13 protein-coding genes and 3 tRNA genes are annotated in these 16,267 nt (G+C 71.9%); 11 read left to right on the plus strand and 5 right to left on the minus strand.

Annotated features, from left to right (window positions below):
• The first annotated feature begins 5 nt into the window (after positions 1 to 5).
• The 3 genes from H4W80_RS16860 to H4W80_RS16870 all read left to right on the plus strand — a co-directional run bounded on the left by H4W80_RS16860 (position 6) and on the right by H4W80_RS16870 (position 243).
• Positions 6 to 77 (plus strand) — tRNA-Gly (locus H4W80_RS16860).
• A 16-nt stretch (positions 78 to 93) separates the two neighbouring features.
• Positions 94 to 164 (plus strand) — tRNA-Cys (locus H4W80_RS16865).
• Between the two features lie 4 nt (positions 165 to 168).
• Positions 169 to 243 (plus strand) — tRNA-Val (locus H4W80_RS16870).
• Between the two features lie 46 nt (positions 244 to 289).
• Here the strand turns inward: H4W80_RS16870 and H4W80_RS16875 are convergent.
• Entirely contained in the window at positions 290 to 2,017 is a 1,728-nt protein-coding gene (locus H4W80_RS16875) for an ABC-F family ATP-binding cassette domain-containing protein (RefSeq protein WP_192785964.1), read from the minus strand.
• Complete coding sequence (locus tag H4W80_RS16880) at positions 2,010 to 3,635, minus strand: ABC-F family ATP-binding cassette domain-containing protein (protein ID WP_192785965.1); 1,626 nt, start codon at positions 3,633 to 3,635, stop codon at positions 2,010 to 2,012. Before H4W80_RS16880 ends, H4W80_RS16875 begins: the two co-directional genes overlap by 8 nt.
• Positions 3,636 to 4,104: 469 nt before the next feature.
• Between H4W80_RS16880 and H4W80_RS16885 the strand changes: the two genes are divergently transcribed.
• The gene (locus H4W80_RS16885; RefSeq protein ID WP_465263734.1) at positions 4,105 to 5,121 is read left to right on the plus strand and encodes a LacI family DNA-binding transcriptional regulator; all 1,017 of its coding nucleotides are present in this window, start codon (positions 4,105 to 4,107) and stop codon (positions 5,119 to 5,121) included.
• A gap of 98 nt (positions 5,122 to 5,219) precedes the next feature.
• Here the strand turns inward: H4W80_RS16885 and arfA are convergent, their stop codons facing one another.
• Complete coding sequence (gene arfA / locus H4W80_RS16890) at positions 5,220 to 6,716, minus strand: arabinosylfuranosidase ArfA (protein WP_192785966.1); 1,497 nt, start codon at positions 6,714 to 6,716, stop codon at positions 5,220 to 5,222.
• Between the two features lie 207 nt (positions 6,717 to 6,923).
• Here arfA and H4W80_RS16895 point away from each other — a divergent pair, with 207 nt between their 5' ends.
• From H4W80_RS16895 to H4W80_RS16905, 3 genes are read left to right on the plus strand one after another with little or no spacing between them, the layout of a single operon-like run.
• Positions 6,924 to 8,258, plus strand: a complete 1,335-nt coding sequence (locus H4W80_RS16895; protein WP_192785967.1) for an extracellular solute-binding protein — start codon at positions 6,924 to 6,926, stop codon at positions 8,256 to 8,258.
• A gap of 22 nt (positions 8,259 to 8,280) precedes the next feature.
• Entirely contained in the window at positions 8,281 to 9,204 is a 924-nt protein-coding gene (locus tag H4W80_RS16900; protein WP_192785968.1) for a carbohydrate ABC transporter permease, read from the plus strand.
• Complete coding sequence (locus H4W80_RS16905; protein ID WP_192785969.1) at positions 9,201 to 10,034, plus strand: carbohydrate ABC transporter permease; 834 nt, start codon at positions 9,201 to 9,203, stop codon at positions 10,032 to 10,034. Before H4W80_RS16900 ends, H4W80_RS16905 begins: the two co-directional genes overlap by 4 nt.
• On the opposite strand, the gene H4W80_RS16910 is transcribed toward H4W80_RS16905, so the two are convergent.
• Positions 10,028 to 11,182 (minus strand): hypothetical protein, encoded by a 1,155-nt coding sequence (locus H4W80_RS16910; RefSeq protein ID WP_192785970.1) that lies wholly within the window; start codon positions 11,180 to 11,182, stop codon positions 10,028 to 10,030. The two genes, H4W80_RS16905 and H4W80_RS16910, sit on opposite strands and share 7 nt — an antisense overlap.
• 89 nt (positions 11,183 to 11,271) lie before the next feature.
• Here H4W80_RS16910 and H4W80_RS16915 point away from each other — a divergent pair, with 89 nt between their 5' ends.
• From H4W80_RS16915 to H4W80_RS16930, 4 genes are all read left to right on the plus strand, one after another.
• A complete protein-coding gene (locus H4W80_RS16915) occupies positions 11,272 to 12,117 on the plus strand; it encodes a sulfotransferase family protein (RefSeq protein ID WP_192785971.1) in 846 nt (281 codons plus the stop codon).
• Positions 12,114 to 13,304, plus strand: a complete 1,191-nt coding sequence (locus H4W80_RS16920; RefSeq protein ID WP_192785972.1) for a glycosyltransferase family 4 protein — start codon at positions 12,114 to 12,116, stop codon at positions 13,302 to 13,304. The genes H4W80_RS16915 and H4W80_RS16920 overlap by 4 nt, the downstream gene beginning before the upstream one ends.
• Before the next feature lie 95 nt (positions 13,305 to 13,399).
• A complete protein-coding gene (locus H4W80_RS16925; RefSeq protein WP_192785973.1) occupies positions 13,400 to 14,281 on the plus strand; it encodes a D-alanyl-D-alanine carboxypeptidase family protein in 882 nt (293 codons plus the stop codon).
• Between the two features lie 57 nt (positions 14,282 to 14,338).
• Positions 14,339 to 15,397, plus strand: coding sequence for a WD40/YVTN/BNR-like repeat-containing protein (locus tag H4W80_RS16930; protein WP_192785974.1), 1,059 nt, complete (start codon positions 14,339 to 14,341; stop codon positions 15,395 to 15,397).
• Between the two features lie 133 nt (positions 15,398 to 15,530).
• Here the strand turns inward: H4W80_RS16930 and H4W80_RS16935 are convergent, their stop codons facing one another.
• Positions 15,531 to 16,160, minus strand: a complete 630-nt coding sequence (locus tag H4W80_RS16935) for an alpha-ketoglutarate-dependent dioxygenase AlkB (protein WP_192785975.1) — start codon at positions 16,158 to 16,160, stop codon at positions 15,531 to 15,533.
• Positions 16,161 to 16,267 lie beyond the last annotated feature (107 nt).

Here is a 16,267-nt window from a genome sequence, read left to right on the forward strand (position 1 = left end):
GCAACGCGGAAGTGGCTCAGTGGTAGAGCATCACCTTGCCAAGGTGAGGGTCGCGGGTTCGAATCCCGTCTTCCGCTCGGAGAGATTTGACTCGCTGGAGTGGCCGAGAGGCGAGGCAGCGGCCTGCAAAGCCGTCCACACGGGTTCAAATCCCGTCTCCAGCTCTGCGGACGATTAGCTCAGCGGGAGAGCGCTTCCCTGACACGGAAGAGGTCACTGGTTCAATCCCAGTATCGTCCACCACGATAAGGGCCCCAGGTCGCCACAGGCGCCTGGGGCTCTGTCGTCTTCAGGAGTCGCCGAGCCGGACGTGACGGCCCTGCCAGCGCGCTCGCAACCACCGGTCGTGGCTGGCGATCACTATCGCGCCGGGGCCTGCCGCGCCCATCGCCTCCTCCAGTTCGTCGGAGAGGCGGGGCGAGAGGTGGTTGGTGGGCTCGTCGAGCAGGAGCACCTCCGGCGGGTCCGCCACCAGCAGCGCCAGCGCGAGCCGCCGGCGCTGGCCGACGGACAGCTCGCCCACCCGCAGGTCCACGTCCCGCCGGCCGATCAGGCCGAGTGAGCGCAGCGGCACGGACTCGGCGCGCTCCGCCCCCAGCGCCAGCTCGTACGTCTCCCGCACCGTGCGGTCCGGCCGCTCGAACACGGTGTCCTGGGCCAGCAGCCCGACGGTCAGGCCGCGCCGCCGCCGCACCTCGCCCTCCGCGTCGAGCCGGCCGGCCAGCACCGCCAGGAGCGTCGACTTGCCCGCCCCGTTCGGCCCGGTGACCAGCAGGCGCTCCCCGGGCGAGACGTCGAGCCGGTCGATCGCGAGCCGCCCCGGCACCCGCACGTCCCGCAACGCCAGCAGGGGCGGAACGGAGGCGGCGTCTTGCGGCGGGCGGGCGCCCAGCGCAGGAGCAACGTCCTCCGGCGCGCAGGTGGTCAGGGCCTGAGCGGCATCCTCCGGCGCGCAGGTGATCAGGTCCGGAGCCGTGTCCTGCGGCGTGCGGGTGGTCAGGGCGGGAGCGTGGAAGCGCAGCGGTGCCGGGGGCGGGGGGACCTGGTCGCGTTCGAGCTCGGCCAGCCGCCGGGCGGCGTTGCGCACCCTGCGCGAGATCTGGCTCTGCACCCGCCCGCCGCGGTGCCCGTACCCCATCTTCTCGTTGTCGCGCCGCAGCCCGTCCGGCGCCACCCGCCGCGCCGTCACCGCGACGGCCCGGCGCAGCTCCCCGAGTTCGGCCTGCTCGGCCACGTGCCGCTGCTCCCAGCGCTCCCGCTCGGCCCGCTTCTCGGCCAGGTACGCGCCGTACCCGCCCCCGTACCGGACGGGCCCGTCCACCGCGGGGTCGAGGTCGACCAGGTCCGTGCAGACCGCGTCCAGGAACGCCCGGTCGTGGCTGGCCACGACCACGACCCCGGCCATGCCGCGCAACTGCTCCTCCACGAACACCGCGGCGTCGTCGTCCAGGTGGTTGGTGGGCTCGTCGAGCAGCAGCGCGGCGGGCCGCCTGATGAGCAGCGCCGCCAGGGCGAGCCGCCCGCGCTGCCCGCCCGACAGCGACGCGAGCGCGCGGGAACGCGGCACGCCGCCCAGGCCGAGCCGGTCGAGGACGATCTCCGCGCGCCGGTCGGCGTCCCAGGACTCGCGCTGTTGCGCCTGGTCGAGCCGGGCCCCGTACGCTTCGAGCAGCGCGGCGTCGTCCGGGGCGCCGGCGAGCGCCCGGGTGAGCCGGTCGAGCTCGGCCAGGTCCGCGCGCGCCTCGCGCAGGGCGTCGTCGAGCACGTCGGCGACCGTGGCCTCGCCGTCGAACGGCAGCTCCTGGCGCAGGAAGCCGAGGTCGGCGGGGCGGACGACGGTGCCGGAGTCGGGCTGGTCCACCCCCGCCAGCAGCCGCAGCAGGGTGGACTTGCCCGCGCCGTTCTCGCCGATCAGCCCGATCCGGCGGCCGGGGGCGGCGGTGAGGGTGACGCCGTCGAGCACGCGCCGCGTGCCCAGCGTCCGTACGAGGTCGCGGGCGAGCAGCGCGTCACTCACCGGCGGGCCCTCCGGTCTCCAGCAGCCGGCCGCCGGACAGCTCCAGCCAGCGCTCCACCCCGATCTCCGCCAGGAACCGCTCGTCGTGGCTGACCACCACGAACGCCCCCTCGTACGAGCCGAGCGCGCTTTCCAGCTGCCCCACGCTGACCAGGTCGAGGTTGTTGGTGGGCTCGTCGAGCAGCAGGAGCTGGGGCGCCGGATCGGCGCAGAGCACGCAGGCCAGCGTGGCGCGCAGCCGTTCGCCGCCCGACAGCACGCCCACCGGCAGGTGGGCGCGGGCGCCGCGGAACAGGAAGCGGGCGAGCAGGTTCATCCGCTCCGCCTCCGGCATGCGGGGGGCGAACGCGGCCAGGTTCTCGGCCACGGTGCGCTCGACGTCGAGCAGGTCGAGCCGCTGCGACAGGTAGGCGACCCGGCCGTCGGCCCGCCTGGTCGTGCCGCCGTCGGGCGACAGGTCGCCGCTGATCAGGCGGAGCAGGGTCGACTTGCCCGCGCCGTTGGGGCCGGTCAGCGCGATGCGTTCGGGCCCGCGGACCGTCAGGTCGATGCCCGGCTCGGCGAACAGGCCGCGGGCCTGCAACTGCTCGCCGTGGAAGACCGTGCGTCCTGCGGGCACGTTCGTGCCCGGCAGCTCCAGGGTGATCTTCTGGTCGTCGCGCAGCGCCCGCCCGGCCTCGTCGAGCCTGGCCTTGGCGTCGCTGACGCGGGCGGCGTGCATCTGGCCCGCCCGCCCGGCCGACTCCTGGGCGCCCCGTTTCATGTTCCCGGCGAAGATGCGCGGCAGCCCGGCGCTCTTGAGGTTGCGGGCGGCGTTGCTCGCCCGGCGGTCGGCGCGCTCGCGGGCCTGTTGCAGCTCCCGCTTCTCGCGCTTGAGCTCCTGCTCGGCGCTGCGCACGTTCCGCTCGGCGGCCTCCTGCTCGGCGCGGACGGCCTCCTCGTACGCGGTGAAGTCGCCGCCGTAGAAGCGGACCTCGCCCCGGTCGAGCTCGGCGATGCGGTCCATCCGGTCGAGCAGCGCGCGATCGTGGCTGACCACGAGCAGGCAGCCGTTCCAGTCGCCGAGCACGTCGTAGAGCCGGCGGCGGGCGGCCAGGTCGAGGTTGTTCGTCGGCTCGTCGAGCAGCAGGACGTCGGGCCGCTTGAGCAGCTGCGCGGCCAGGCCGAGCGAGACGACCTGGCCGCCGCTCAGCGTCCGCAGCGTGCGGTCGAACCCGAGATCGCCGAGCCCGAGCCGGTCGAGCTGGGCGCGGGTGCGCTCCTCGATGTCCCAGTCGTTGCCGATCGTGGTGAAGTGCTCCTCACTGGCGTCGCCCGACTCGATGGCGTCCAGCGCGGCGATCACCGGCGCGATGCCGAGGACCTCGGCCACGGTCAGGTCGCCGGCGAGGGGCAGGCTCTGCGGCAGGTAACCGAGCAGCCCGCCGACGGACACGCTCCCGCCGCCGGGCCGGTACTCGCCGGCGATCAGCTTGAGCAGCGTGCTCTTGCCCGCGCCGTTCGGCGCGACGAGGCCCGTACGGCCGCCGCCCACGGTGAAGGACAGGTCGCTGAAGACGGGCGTGTCGTCAGGCCAGGAAAAGGACAGGCTGGAGCAGATGATGAACGCGTCGGACATGCGAGAAGACCTCGTGAGAGAACGCGGGCGCGCCGAAGCCGCCCGGTAAAGGGGGACAGGGTTCGGAAATGACGACATGGGCCACATCGGCGGCGGTCATGTGCGCCTGCCGGGGCCGATCAACCTCCGGTATCACCCGGAGATGTCGTCGTCACCTGCCATGTCTGGTCTCCTAGCCTCTGATCACGAGCGTTCCACACCATAGCACCCGCCGGGCACCGGCTGTCCCATGCCCCTCTTCGCCCGGGTCCGGGCCACGGCTTCCGCGACCGCGCCGCGCCCGGCGAGCGGGGGGTTTCGGGGGATCGAAAGGGGGCGGAGCCCCTTGGGAGGCGCTGTCTGGAATTCGGAGCGCGAAGCGCCCCCTCGTGGAAGGCCGTGCTTTTCGGGAGGCGGGCCGGGCGGCGATAATGGTCCGCGCGTTCGGGGTCGGCGGCTGTTAGCGTTATCTGCAAGGGGGTGAGCCTCCGTGAAATCCAGGGACGGCAGGCCGGCAGTGCTCATGGACGTAGCCGTGCTCGCCGGAGTTTCGGCCATGACCGTGTCGCGCGTGCTCAACGCGCCGGATCGGGTGCGGGCCGAGACCAGGGCGCGCGTGCTCGCCGCCGTGCAGGAGCTCGACTACCGGCCCAACCAGGCCGCGCGCCAGCTCGTCACCGGGCGGTCCGGGGTGCTCGGGGTGGTGAGCATCGACACCACCCTGTACGGGCCCGCCTCCACGCTCTACTGCATCGAGCAGGCCGCCAGGAACGCCGGGTTCAACGTGAGCATCGCCAGCCTGCCCTCGCTCAGCCGCAGGTCGATGGAGGAGGGCGTCGAACGGCTGCGCGACCAGGCGGTGGACGGGGTGATCATCGTCGCGCCGCACGAGTCGGCCGCCGACGGGCTGCGGCACCTGCCGGCCGAGATGCCGGTGGTCGCGGTCGACGCCGGGGACGACATCCCCGTGCCCGTGGCCAAGGTGGACCAGCGGACGGGCGCCGCCAGGGTCACCCGGCACCTGCTCAGCCTCGGCCATCGCACGGTGTGGCACGTGGCCGGGCCGGCCGACTGGCTGGACGCCAACGGGCGCATCGAAGGGTGGCGCGGGGTGCTGGAGTCCGCCGACCGGCCGGTGCCCGAGGTGCTGCGGGGCGACTGGAGCTCGCGTTCCGGCTATCAGCTCGGGCAGGAGCTGGCCCAGGATCCCGAGGTCACCGCCGTGTTCGCGGCCAACGACCAGATGGCGCTCGGCGTGCTGCGGGCCCTGCGTGAGGCCGGGCGGCGGGTGCCGGAGGACGTGAGCGTGGCGGGGTTCGACGACATCCCCGAGTCGGCGTACTTCTGGCCGCCGCTGACGACCGTACGCCAGGACTTCCACGAGGTGGGCAGGCACGCCTTCCACCTGCTGCTGGACCGGATGGCGGGGGCCTCGGTCGACGCGCGGCGGCTGGTGGAGCCCGAGCTGGTCGTGAGGGAGAGCACCGCCCCAGCCCCAGAGGCGTAGGAGGAAGCAGCCCCGAGGCGAGGATCAGCCGGTGAAGTCCCGTGCTCAGCCCGGCGGAGGTGCCGGGCTGAGCGGCGGCGGTCAGCCCGGCGGGGTGGTCAGGGGCGGGACAGGCGGATCACGTTCCAGGAGACCGGGGGCAGGAGTACGCGGGCCGGGTCCTGCTCCACGTCCGGGTTGGCCTGGGGTGCGATCCGGTCCGGGTCGTCGGCCGTGTTGCGGGCGTAGACGTCCGGGTCCGTCAGGGTCGTGGCCTCGACGATGCGGGCGCCGCCGAGCGCCCGGGTGTCGATCTCCAGGGAGAGCGGCCCGTCGGTCGAGCGGTTGACGGCGAACAGCGTCGTGCCTTCGTCCGAGTGGGTGGCCACCGCGTGCAGCAGCGGCACCTCGCCGAACTGCGCCGTCTCGTACGAGGGCGACACCGGCTCCACCCGCAGCACGTCACCGGCCGCGAGCCGGGACGCCTGCGCGAACGGGTGGAAGGTGGTCTGGCGCCACGCCCGCCCGCCGGGCTCGGTCACGATGGGCGCGATGACGTTGACGAGCTGGGCCAGCGACGCGGCCGTGACGCGGTCGCTGTTGCGCAGCAGGGTGATCAGCAGGCCGCCGAAGGCGACGGCGTCGGCCAGGTGGTAGTGGTCCTCCAGCAGCCGCGGCGCGACCGGCCAGTCGGCGGGCGGCGCGGCGTTCTGGAAGCGCGACAGGTACCAGACGTTCCACTCGTCGAAGGAGATGTCGATCCGCTTGCGCGATTTCAGCCGGGCGCCGACGGAGTCGGCGGTGGCCACGACCGAGCGGATGAAGTACTCCATGTCGGTCGAGCAGGCCAGGAAGCTGCCGAGATCGCCGTCCTTCTCCTCGTAGTACGCGTGGCAGGAGATGTAGTCCACCACGTCGTACGCCTCCTCCAGCACCGTGGCCTCCCACGCGCCGAAGGTCGGCATGCTGGAGCTGGAGCTGCCGCAGGCGACCAGTTCCAGGGAGGAATCCACCATGCGCATGGCGCGGGCGGTCTCGGCGGCCAGCCGGCCGTACTCGTGGGCGGTCTTGTGCCCGGTCTGCCAGGGGCCGTCCATCTCGTTGCCCAGGCACCACATCCTGATCCCGTGCGGCTCCTTGGAGCCGTTGGCGATGCGCTGGTCGGACAGCGCGGTGCCGGACGGGTGGTTGCAGTACTCCAGCAGGTCGAGGGCCGCCTCGATGCCGCGGGTGCCGAGGTTGAGCGCCATCATGGGCTCGACGCCGGCTTTGCGGCACCAGCGGACGAACTCGTCCACGCCGACCTCGTTCGTCTCGGTGCTGTGCCAGGCCAGGTCGAGGCGGCGGGGGCGCTGATCGACGGGGCCGACGCCGTCCTCCCAGCGGTAGCCGGAGACGAAGTTGCCGCCCGGGTAGCGGACCGTGGACACCCCCAGCTCCCTGGTCAGGTCGAGCACGTCGCCGCGGAAGCCGTCCTCGTCGGCCGACGGGTGGCCCGGCTCGTAGATGCCGGTGTAGACGCAGCGCCCGAGGTGTTCGACGAACGTGCCGAAGGTGCGCCGCCGGACCGGGGCGACCTTGAACGCGGGATCGAGCGTGAGTTTGGCCTGGTGCACGGAGAGATCTCCTGGGTTTCGCGGGCGTTACGTGATCCAGATTGTTAGCGATAACAAGGAGGCCGGTCAAGGGGTGCCCGACCAGGTCGCCCTGGTCAAGGAGGGGGCTTGACACACCTCTTGTTACCGCTAACACTCGGGTAACCCCAAGGAAACAAACGGCCCCCGACCTCAGCGGAAAGCGACAGCTCGCAGGAAGAGGCCACCGTGCAAGATCCCCCTCCCATCTCCCGCCGCCTGCTCCTCGGCGGAAGCCTCGCACTCGCCGGCGCCGCCGCCACCGGATGCGCCATCCCCGTCGGGCTCGGCTCGTCCAGGACCCGCGTCCAGTACTGGCACTTCCTCGGCGCCAGCGACGGGATCATCATGAACAAGATGGTCCAGGCGTTCGCCAAGGACAACCCGGACATCTTCGTCGAGGAGAACGTGCTCGCCTGGGGCGAGCCGTACTACACGAAGATCGCGATGGCCGGCTCCGGCGGCCGCTCCCCCGACCTGGCCACCTTCCACCTGGCCCGCCTGGCCGGGATCGGCGCGGGGCAGATCCTCGACCCCATCAACGTGAAGCTGCTGGAGGAGGCCGGCCTGCGGGGCGCCGACTTCAGCCCGCCCATCTGGGAGCGCGCCCACCTCGACGGGGTGCTGTACGCGATCCCGTTCGACGCCCACCCGATGGTGCAGTACTACAACACCGACATCTGCGGGAAGGCCGGGCTGCTCGGCCCCGACGGCAAGCTCAAGCCCACCAAGGGCGTGGACGAGCTGGTGGCGGCGCTCGGCAAGGCCAAGGAGGTGATGGGCGGCAAGCCCCCGCTGACCTACGACGCGCTCGGCATCGGCACCGTGGGCCCCTGGCGCGTGTGGTACTCGCTCTACCCGCAGAGCGGCGGCACGCTGCTGTCGGACGACGGCACCAAGATCGCCATCGACGACGCCAAGGCGCTGGAGGTGCTGCGGTTCATGCGCCGGCTCGGGCAGGAGGGGCTGTGCGACCGGCGCACCGACTACGGGGCGTCGGTGGCCAACTTCACCAACGGCCAGGCCGCGTTCCTGTGGAACGGCGACTGGGAGACCACCGGGCTCAAGGAGCGCAAGACGCCGTTCAGCATGACCCGGTTCCCCGACGTGTTCGGCTCGGGGGCGGCGCAGGCCGACTGCCACTCGTTCGTGCTGCCGCACCAGCGGAACCGCGACCCCGAGGTGGAGCGGGCCACGTACCGGTTCATCGCCTACCTGGTGAAGAACAGCGCGGACTGGGCGGTGGCCGGGCACGTGCCCGCGTACCTGCCGGCGCTGGAGGAGCCCGAGTACCTGGCTCTCCAGCCGCAGTCGGAGTACCGCTCGGTCATCACCGAGGTCTCGCTCGACCCGCAGGTGTGGTTCGCCGGGTCGGCGTCGCGGCTGTGGCTCGAGTTCGGGCAGGCCTTCTCCCCGGTCATCACCGGGGACCGCACGCCGGAGGAGGGCCTGGCCGCGGCCAAGGCGGCGCTCGCCCGGCTGCTGTCCGCCCCGGACCCCTTCCCCGCCGAGGAGCGCCAATGACCGAGCCGACGAAGGAGGGCGCATGACCAGCACCACCGTCGCGCCCCCCGCGACCGCCGCCCCCGTCGCCCAGGAGAAGGTCCGGCGCGGCTGGACGCAGCACGGGCTGCTGTTCGTGGCGCCGTTCCTGCTGATCTACCTGGCCTTCCTGGTCTGGCCGACGGTGCTGGGCTTCCGGATGAGCCTGTCGAGCGTGAACATCGCGGGCGGCAACAACCACCTGGTCGGGTTCGCCAACTACGCCGAGGCGTTCGCCGACCCGCGCATGTGGCGCTCGCTGTGGAACACGCTGGTGTTCACCGTGCTGAGCACGGTCCCGCTGGTGCTGCTCGGCCTCGGGTTCGCGCTGCTGGTGCACCACCTGCGGTTCGTGCAGTGGCTGTGGCGGCTGTCGTTCTTCGGGCCGTTCCTGCTGCCGTCCGCCGTCGTGTCGCTGCTGTGGCTGCAGATGATCTACCCGCCCGACTACGGCCTGATCAACGGCACGCTCGGCACCAAGACCCTGTGGCTGGCCGATCCGTCGGTCGCCATGTGGTCGATGGTGCTGACCACGGTCTGGTGGACGGTCGGCTTCAACTTCCTGCTCTACCTGGCCGCGCTGCAGTCGATCCCGCAGCACCTGTACGAGGCCGCCGCCATCGACGGCGCCTCCGCCTGGGACAAGCTGCGCTCGATCACCCTGCCGCTGCTCGGCCGCACGACCGCGCTCATCGTGGTGCTGCAGCTGCTGGCCTCGCTGAAGGTCTTCGACCAGATCTACCTGATGACCGCCGGCGGGCCGCAGGACTCCACCAGGCCGATCATCGAGTACGCCTACGACGTGGGCTTCACCGGTTACCGCACCGGCTACGCCTCGGCCGTCTCGTACATCCTGTTCGTCCTGATCGTCATCGTCTCTCTGGCGCAGCTGCGGCTGTTCCGCAAGCGGGCGGAGGTCTCGTCATGACCAAGCGGTTCAGCTTCAGCCAGCTCGTCCTGCTGGTGGTCGCCCTGGCCCTGGCGGTCGTCTGGCTCGCGCCCATCGCCTGGGCGATCGCCACCTCGCTCAAGCCGGAGACCGAGACCACGAAGGTCCCGCTGCAGTGGTTCGGCAGCGAGATCACGCTGGACTCCTACCGGCTGGTCCTGGATACCGGCGGCATCGTCAAGTGGGCGATCAACTCGACCGTCACCACGGTGATCGTCACGTTCCTGACCGTGCTGTTCTCGGCGATGGCGGCCTACGGGTTCGCGCGTACGCAGTTCAGGGGGCAGCGGGCGCTGCTCGCACTGATCCTGGCCGGGATCATGGTGCCGCCGCACGTGCTGATCGCGCCGCTGTTCGCGGAGATGGTGGCGCTCGGGCTGGTCGACACCTGGTGGGCGATCATCCTGCCGCAGGTGGCGGCGCCGCTGATCGTGTACGTGCTGTTCAAGTTCTTCCAGGACGTGCCGCCGGAGCTGGAGCAGGCGGCCTTCGTGGACGGGGCCGGGCGGTGGCGGGTGTTCTTCACGATCGTGCTGCCGCTGTCGCGCCCGGTGCTGGCCGCCGTGTCGATCTTCACGTTCATCACGACCTGGAACAACTTCCTCTGGCCGTTCCTGGTCTCCACCGACCCGAACACGATGACCCTGCCCGTCGGGCTGGCCAACGTGGTGCAGGGGACGTTCGGGCTGCGGTACGCGCAGATCATGGCCTCGGTCGTGCTGGCCGGGCTGCCGCTGCTGGTGGTGTTCGTGCTCTTCCAGCGGCAGATCGTCCGCGGCGTGGCCCACACGGGCCTGGCCGGTCAGTGATCCCGCAGGTGCTCCCGCAGGGCGTCCCGGTCGTCCGGGACGCCGTGCGCGCGCAGGACCTCCCGGAGGTTGATCCAGCTCCAGGCGTCGTCACCCAGGTCGGCGATGGCCGTGAGGGCGGCGTGCCGTAGCTCCGGCGCGTCCTCGACGGTCTCCAGGAGGTCGCCCGCGATCGGGAAGGCGTCCACGGGCTTCGCGGCCGCCAGGCGGGCGATGAGGGCCCGGGCCCTGGCGGGCGCCTCGCCCGGCAGGCGTCGCTTGCTGACGCGGGCGGCCAGCGTGGCCAGGTCGCCCTCTGCGTACGGGAGCGGGGTGGGGCCGGTCGCGGTGAGGAGCCTGACGACGGCGTCGCGGGCCGGCGGGGGCGCGTCCTCGCCGTGCAGGTTGACCAGCGCCAGCGCGGCGGCGTCGCGTACGAGGCCGTCGGCGTGGCCGAGTCCGGGCTCGATCGCCCCGGCCGGCCAGGGCAGCAGGGAGAGCGCGAACATCGCCGTCGCGGCCGTGACCGGGTCGGCGTCGGCCTCGGCGAGGCCGGCGAGCGCGGGCCCGGCGGTCTCCGCCTCCTCGGGGAACCAGCCCACGAGGTAGGCGGCGGCCGTCCTGACGTGCGGGTCCCCGTCGGCCAGGAGGGAGATCGGCAGGTTCTCCCTGACGGCGTCGTAGGAGGCCAGCATGGCGGCGTCGAACATGCGCTCCAGCCTGTGGTCGTACGTCTGGCGGACGTAGGCCCGGTCCCTGCGGACGGCGTCGTTCGGCGCCTCGTCGACCCACCGCTCCAGGTGGGCGTCGGCCTCCTCCTCGCTCCTGGACTGCACGCCCGCGCTCTCCTCGCGCCAGCGCGCGATGCCGACGCCTTCCGGCAGGTGGCCCTCCTCGTAGCCGAGGGCCAGGGAGGCGAGCAGATGGAGGATCAGCTCGCGGTCGGGCGTGGCCGGGTCGGCGGCCAGGCGGGCCAGGAACGGCACCGCGTGCGGGGTGGCGGGGAAGCGGGTGCCCTGGTGGAAGATGTTGGCGTAGAGCGCCGACAAGGCTTCCCGGCGCTCGTCCTCGTCCGTGGACGCGAGCGCCCGAATCTGGCCGGGCACGTCCGTGGCCCGGCCGTAGGCGTGCTTCAGCTTCGCCCAGGAAACGCGATCGAGATCGTCCACGGGCGCGAGCGTATCGGCCAATATGGGATTACGTCCGCCGTTTACCGTTGCCAGGGAATTGCCAGGAACGGTGGGTAGTCTGCCTCGGCATGAACTGGCAGCGCAAAATGAACAAAGCGCTGGTCAGGTTCACCGGATTCCAGATCGAACGTGTAGGAAAAGCGGCTCCTCCCCAGCCCGTTCCCGAGATCAGACCGCCCGCGGATCCGGCGACCGACCGGTTGCTCGACTCCCCCGTGTTCCTCCTGTCCCCCGTGCGGTCCGGCTCGACGCTCCTGCGCTCGATTCTGAACGCCCACTCCGCCCTGCATGCCCCCCACGAGCTGCACGTACGCCGTCTCCGGGTGCAGTTCGACACGACCCTGGCGGCCAAGGCGATGGCGGCCCTCGGGCACAACCAGGCCGACCTGGAGCATCTGCTGTGGGATCGCGTCCTGCACCGGGAGCTCGTACGCAGCGGCAAACGGTTCATCGTGGACAAGACCCCCGCGAACGCCTTCGCCTACCAGCGCATCGCCGCCTGCTGGCCCGACGCGCGCTTCGTCTTCCTGCTCCGCCACCCCGCCTCGATCGCCGCGTCCTGGCACGAGGCCAGCCCCGACAAGCGCACCCCCGAGGAGGCCGCGCTGGACGCGCTGCGGTACATGAAGGCCGTGCAACGGGCCAGGTCGGCCCTGCCCGGCCTGACCGTCAGGTACGAGGAGCTGAGCGCCGATCCGGAGAAGGCGACCCGCGAGATCTGCGAGTTCCTGGGCCTGGAATGGGAGCCGGGAATGCTCGCCTACGGCAAGCAGACCGTCCTGGAGAAGGGCCTCGGCGACTGGCGCGACAAGATCCGCTCCGGCGCCGTGCAGCCCGCGCGGGAGCTCCCCTCCGCGGACCAGGTCCCGGACGCGCTGAAACCCATGTGCCGGACCTGGGGGTACCTCACGTGAAGATCCGCTATCTCATGCTGCACGCGTACGGCATGGGCGGCACCATCCGCACCGTCGTCAACCAGGCCAACGCCATGGCCGCCGCGGGCCACGACGTCGAGCTGGTCAGCCTGGTGCGGCGGCGCGAGAGCCCCCAGTTCGCGCTCGACCCGCGGGTCGGGATCACCACGCTGGTGGACCAGCGCGGCGGCAGGACGCCGGACTCGTTCGGGCGCAGGGCCTGGCGCAGGGTACGCGGCAAGATCGTGCCGAGGGGCGAGTTCGCGGCCGACTACTTCACCGAGCGGGTGGAGTGGGCGGCGATGGAGTACGTCTCCGGCCTGCGCGACGGCGTCCTCGTCACCACCAGGCCCGCCCTGAACCTGATCGCCGCCCGCCGCGCCGCCAGGGACGTCGTCAAGGTCGCCCAGGAGCACATGAACCTGTCGGCCTACCCCGACACCATCCGCAGGGAGATCGCCCGCCACTACGGCCGGTTCGACGCGGTCACCGTGCTGACGCGCACCAACCGCCTCGAGTACCAGCGCCTGCTGCCCTCGACCCCCATCGTGCAGATCCCGAACGCGGTCCATCAGGCCGACCAGGAACGTTCCCAGCAGGTCAATCCCGTCGTGGTCGCGGCCGGGCGGCTGGTGCCGCAGAAGGGGTTCGACCTGCTCATCCCGGCCTTCGCGCAGGTGGTGCGGGAGCATCCGGAGTGGCGGTTGCGCATCTTCGGCACCGGGCCGCGCAAGAGCCAGTTGCAGGGGCTCATCGACGGGTTCGGGCTGGGCGAGCACGTGTCGCTGGCCGGGCGCACCGACCGGCTGGACAAGGAGCTGGCCGACTCCTCCGTGTACGCGCTGAGCTCCCGGTTCGAGGGCCTGCCGATGGTGATGATCGAGGCCATGACGCACGCGCTGCCCGTGGTCGCCTTCGACTGCCCGACCGGGCCCCGCGACGTGCTGACGGACGGGGTCGACGGCGTGCTCGTGCCGCCGCGGGACGTGGACGCGCTGGCCGCCGCGCTGAGCCGGGTCATGGGTGACCGGGAGCTGCGGGTGCGGATGGGAAAGGCGGCGCACAAAGCGTCGCGTGCGTACGCGCCTGAATTGGTGATGCCATTGTGGGAGGATTTGTTCTCGGAGTTGCTGGCGGGTGAGCGCGTGGCCGACAACTTCTGGGCTTCCGGGAAAAGATTTACCTGACGATTCCTCCGGCGTGGCCGGGCTTTCCGCACCCTTGTCACGAAATGTCGCTCATTTCGGCAAAAGCATCTCAAAGGGCGCGGCAATCTGGAGCGATGCGTATCCGGAAAGCTCACCTGACCGCTGCGGCAGGTGCCCTTGCCCTGGTCACGGGGCTCACCGCACCCGCGCACGCCACCACTCCCGCCACTGTGCCCGTCCACGCCGTCCAGCAGGACGCGCCCTCGGTGTACGGCAGCGCCGCCTACCTGATGGACGCCTCCACCGGCAAGGAGCTGTTCAGCAAGAACGCCGGCGACCGCCTCCCGATCGCCAGCGTCACCAAGATGATGACCGCGTACGTCGTCCTGAAGACCGCCAAGCCCACGGACGTGGTGCAGATCAAGCGGGAGGACGTCCAGTACGCGGAGGACGGCGGCGGCACCACCGCCGACCTGCGGCCCGGCGACCGCCTCACCGTCGGCGAGCTCATGTACGGCCTCATGCTCCCCTCCGGCGCGGACGCCGCCCACGCGCTCGCCCGCACGTACGGCCCCGGCGTCGGCGGCTTCGTCACCAAGATGAACGCGACGGCGCGCGAGCTCGGCATGAACGACACCGAGTACGTCAACGCCGACGGCCTGCCCAAGCGCGGCGGGGACGGCTACTCCACCGCCCGCGACCAGAGCGTGCTGGCGGCCAAGGCCGTGCAGGTGCCGCTGATCAAGGAAGTGGCCGGGACCCGGTACCACTCGCTGGACGCCACCTCCGAGCACCGCTCGTACAGCTGGCGCAACACCAACAGGCTGCTCGGGACGCCGGGCGCGATCGGGCTGAAGACCGGGTTCACCCGGGCGGCCGGGTTCACGCTGGCGTTCGCGGGCGAGAAGCGCGGTCACACGCTGGTCGGCGTGCTGCTCGGCGAGTCGGACTCCAGCCGCCGCTTCGACACGGCGGAAGCGCTGCTGTCCTGGGGGGCGGCCCGCGAGTCCGCCTGACCGAAGCCCGGGCGGACACCATGGACGGTGTTGATCCTTTGGACTAGTTTGCCCGACATGAAGCTTCGAATCGCGTTGAGTGCGCTGTCAGCGGCCGCCGCCGTACTCGCCGCCCCGGTCCCCGCCCACGCCGGGACGCCCAAGCTCGGCTGGGAGCTCAAGGAGACCGGGGTGACCGCGCGCCTGCGCGGCCTGTCGCCCGTCAGCCGGGACGTGGTGTGGGCCTCGGGCTCGGGCGGCACCGTGCTGAGGACCGTCGACGGCGGGCGGAGCTGGCAGAACGTCTCCCCGCCCGACACCTCCGCGCTCCAGTTCCGCGACATCGAGGCGTTCGACGAACGCAGCGCCGTGGCGCTGTCGATCGGCGAGGGCACGGACTCGCGCGTCTACCGCACGCAGGACGGCGGGCGCACGTGGACGGAGACGTTCAGGAACGACGAGCCCCGGGCGTTCTACGACTGCCTGGCCTTCTTCGACCGGCGGCACGGGCTGGCCATGAGCGACCCGGTGGACGGCAGGTTCCGGATCCTGGCCACGGACGACGGCGGGCGGAGCTGGCGGGTGCTGCCGGCCGACGGGATGCCGCAGGCGCTGGCGGGCGAGGCGGGGTTCGCGGCGAGCGGGCAGTGCCTGGTCACCGCGGGCGGCCGGGACGCCTGGCTGGCCACCGGCGGGGCGGAGCGGTCACGGGTGTTCCACTCGGGCGACCGCGGACGCACCTGGACGGTCACCGACAGCCCGATCCCCGCGGGCGACCCGGCCCGCGGCGTCTTCGGCCTGGCCTTCCGCGACCGCCACCACGGTCTCGCGGTCGGCGGCGACTACCGCCCCGACCAGCCCTCCCCCAGCGCCGCCGCCCGCACCCGGGACGGCGCCACCACCTGGCAGGCCGCCGCCACCCCGCCAGCCGCCTACCGCTCCGGCGTGGCGTGGCTCCCGCACCTGCCGTCCGCCGCCGTCGCGGTGGGGCCTTCGGGCAGCGACGTGACGTGGTCGGGCGGGCGCACCTGGGAGACCTTCGACACCGGATCGTTCGACACGGTGTCCTGCACCCGCGACCTGTCCTGCTGGGCCTCCGGCGAGCAGGGCCGCCTCGCCCGCCTGACTCTCCGCTGACTCCAGCCTCCGCCGCCCCGTAGCCTCCGTACCCCGTAGCCTCCGCCGCCCCGTAGCCTCCGCTGACCCCGTAGCCTCCGTGACCCTCTTGCCTCGGCTGACCCCCTGTTGCCTCGGCTGACCCTGGAGGGGGTCAGCGCACGCCGCGGGGCCGGAACTGGATGCTGATGCGCGGCCCCGCCGGGCGGGAGGTCTTCGGGATCGCGTGCTCCCACGTGCGCTGGCAACTCCCGCCCATCACGATCAGATCCCCGTGCCCCAGGTCCCGCCGGATGGACGGCCCGCCGCCACGGGGGCGGAGCAGGAGCGGGCGGGGGTCGCCGACCGAGACGATCGCCACCATGGTGTCCTCGGTGCTCCCCCGCCCGATCGTGTCGCCGTGCCAGGCCACGCTGTCGCGGCCGTCACGGTAGAAGCAGAGCCCCGCCGTGCGGAACGGCTCCCCCAGCTCCTGCCCGTAATGATCGTTGAGGGCCCGGCGGCAGTCCTCCAGCACCGGATCCGGCAGGGTCTCGTCCTCGTCGTAGAACTTCAGCAGCCGCGGCACGTCCACCACCCGGTCGTACATGCGCCGCCGCTCCGCCCGCCACGGCACCGTCCCGGCCAGCCGCTCGAACAGCGTGTCGGCCCCCGTGACCCAGCCCGGCCGCAGGTCGATCCAGGCGCCGTGGTCGAGGTGCGTCCTGCGGACCGTGGCGCCGAGCGGCCCGACCCCGAGCTCCTCGTCGAGGCCGAGCAGAGATGCTTGGAACGAGGCTGTCATACGGCCAAGTGTATGCCTTTGTTCAAACACGCATTCGACTGGGGTGTCGGCTCGCCTTTGCCGGGGGGTCGTGCGAGGCTGGCAATCGCCGGATACGAGTGGCATCG

Origin of the sequence: Nonomuraea angiospora (assembly GCF_014873145.1) — a bacterium.
GTDB lineage: Bacteria > Actinomycetota > Actinomycetes > Streptosporangiales > Streptosporangiaceae > Nonomuraea > Nonomuraea angiospora.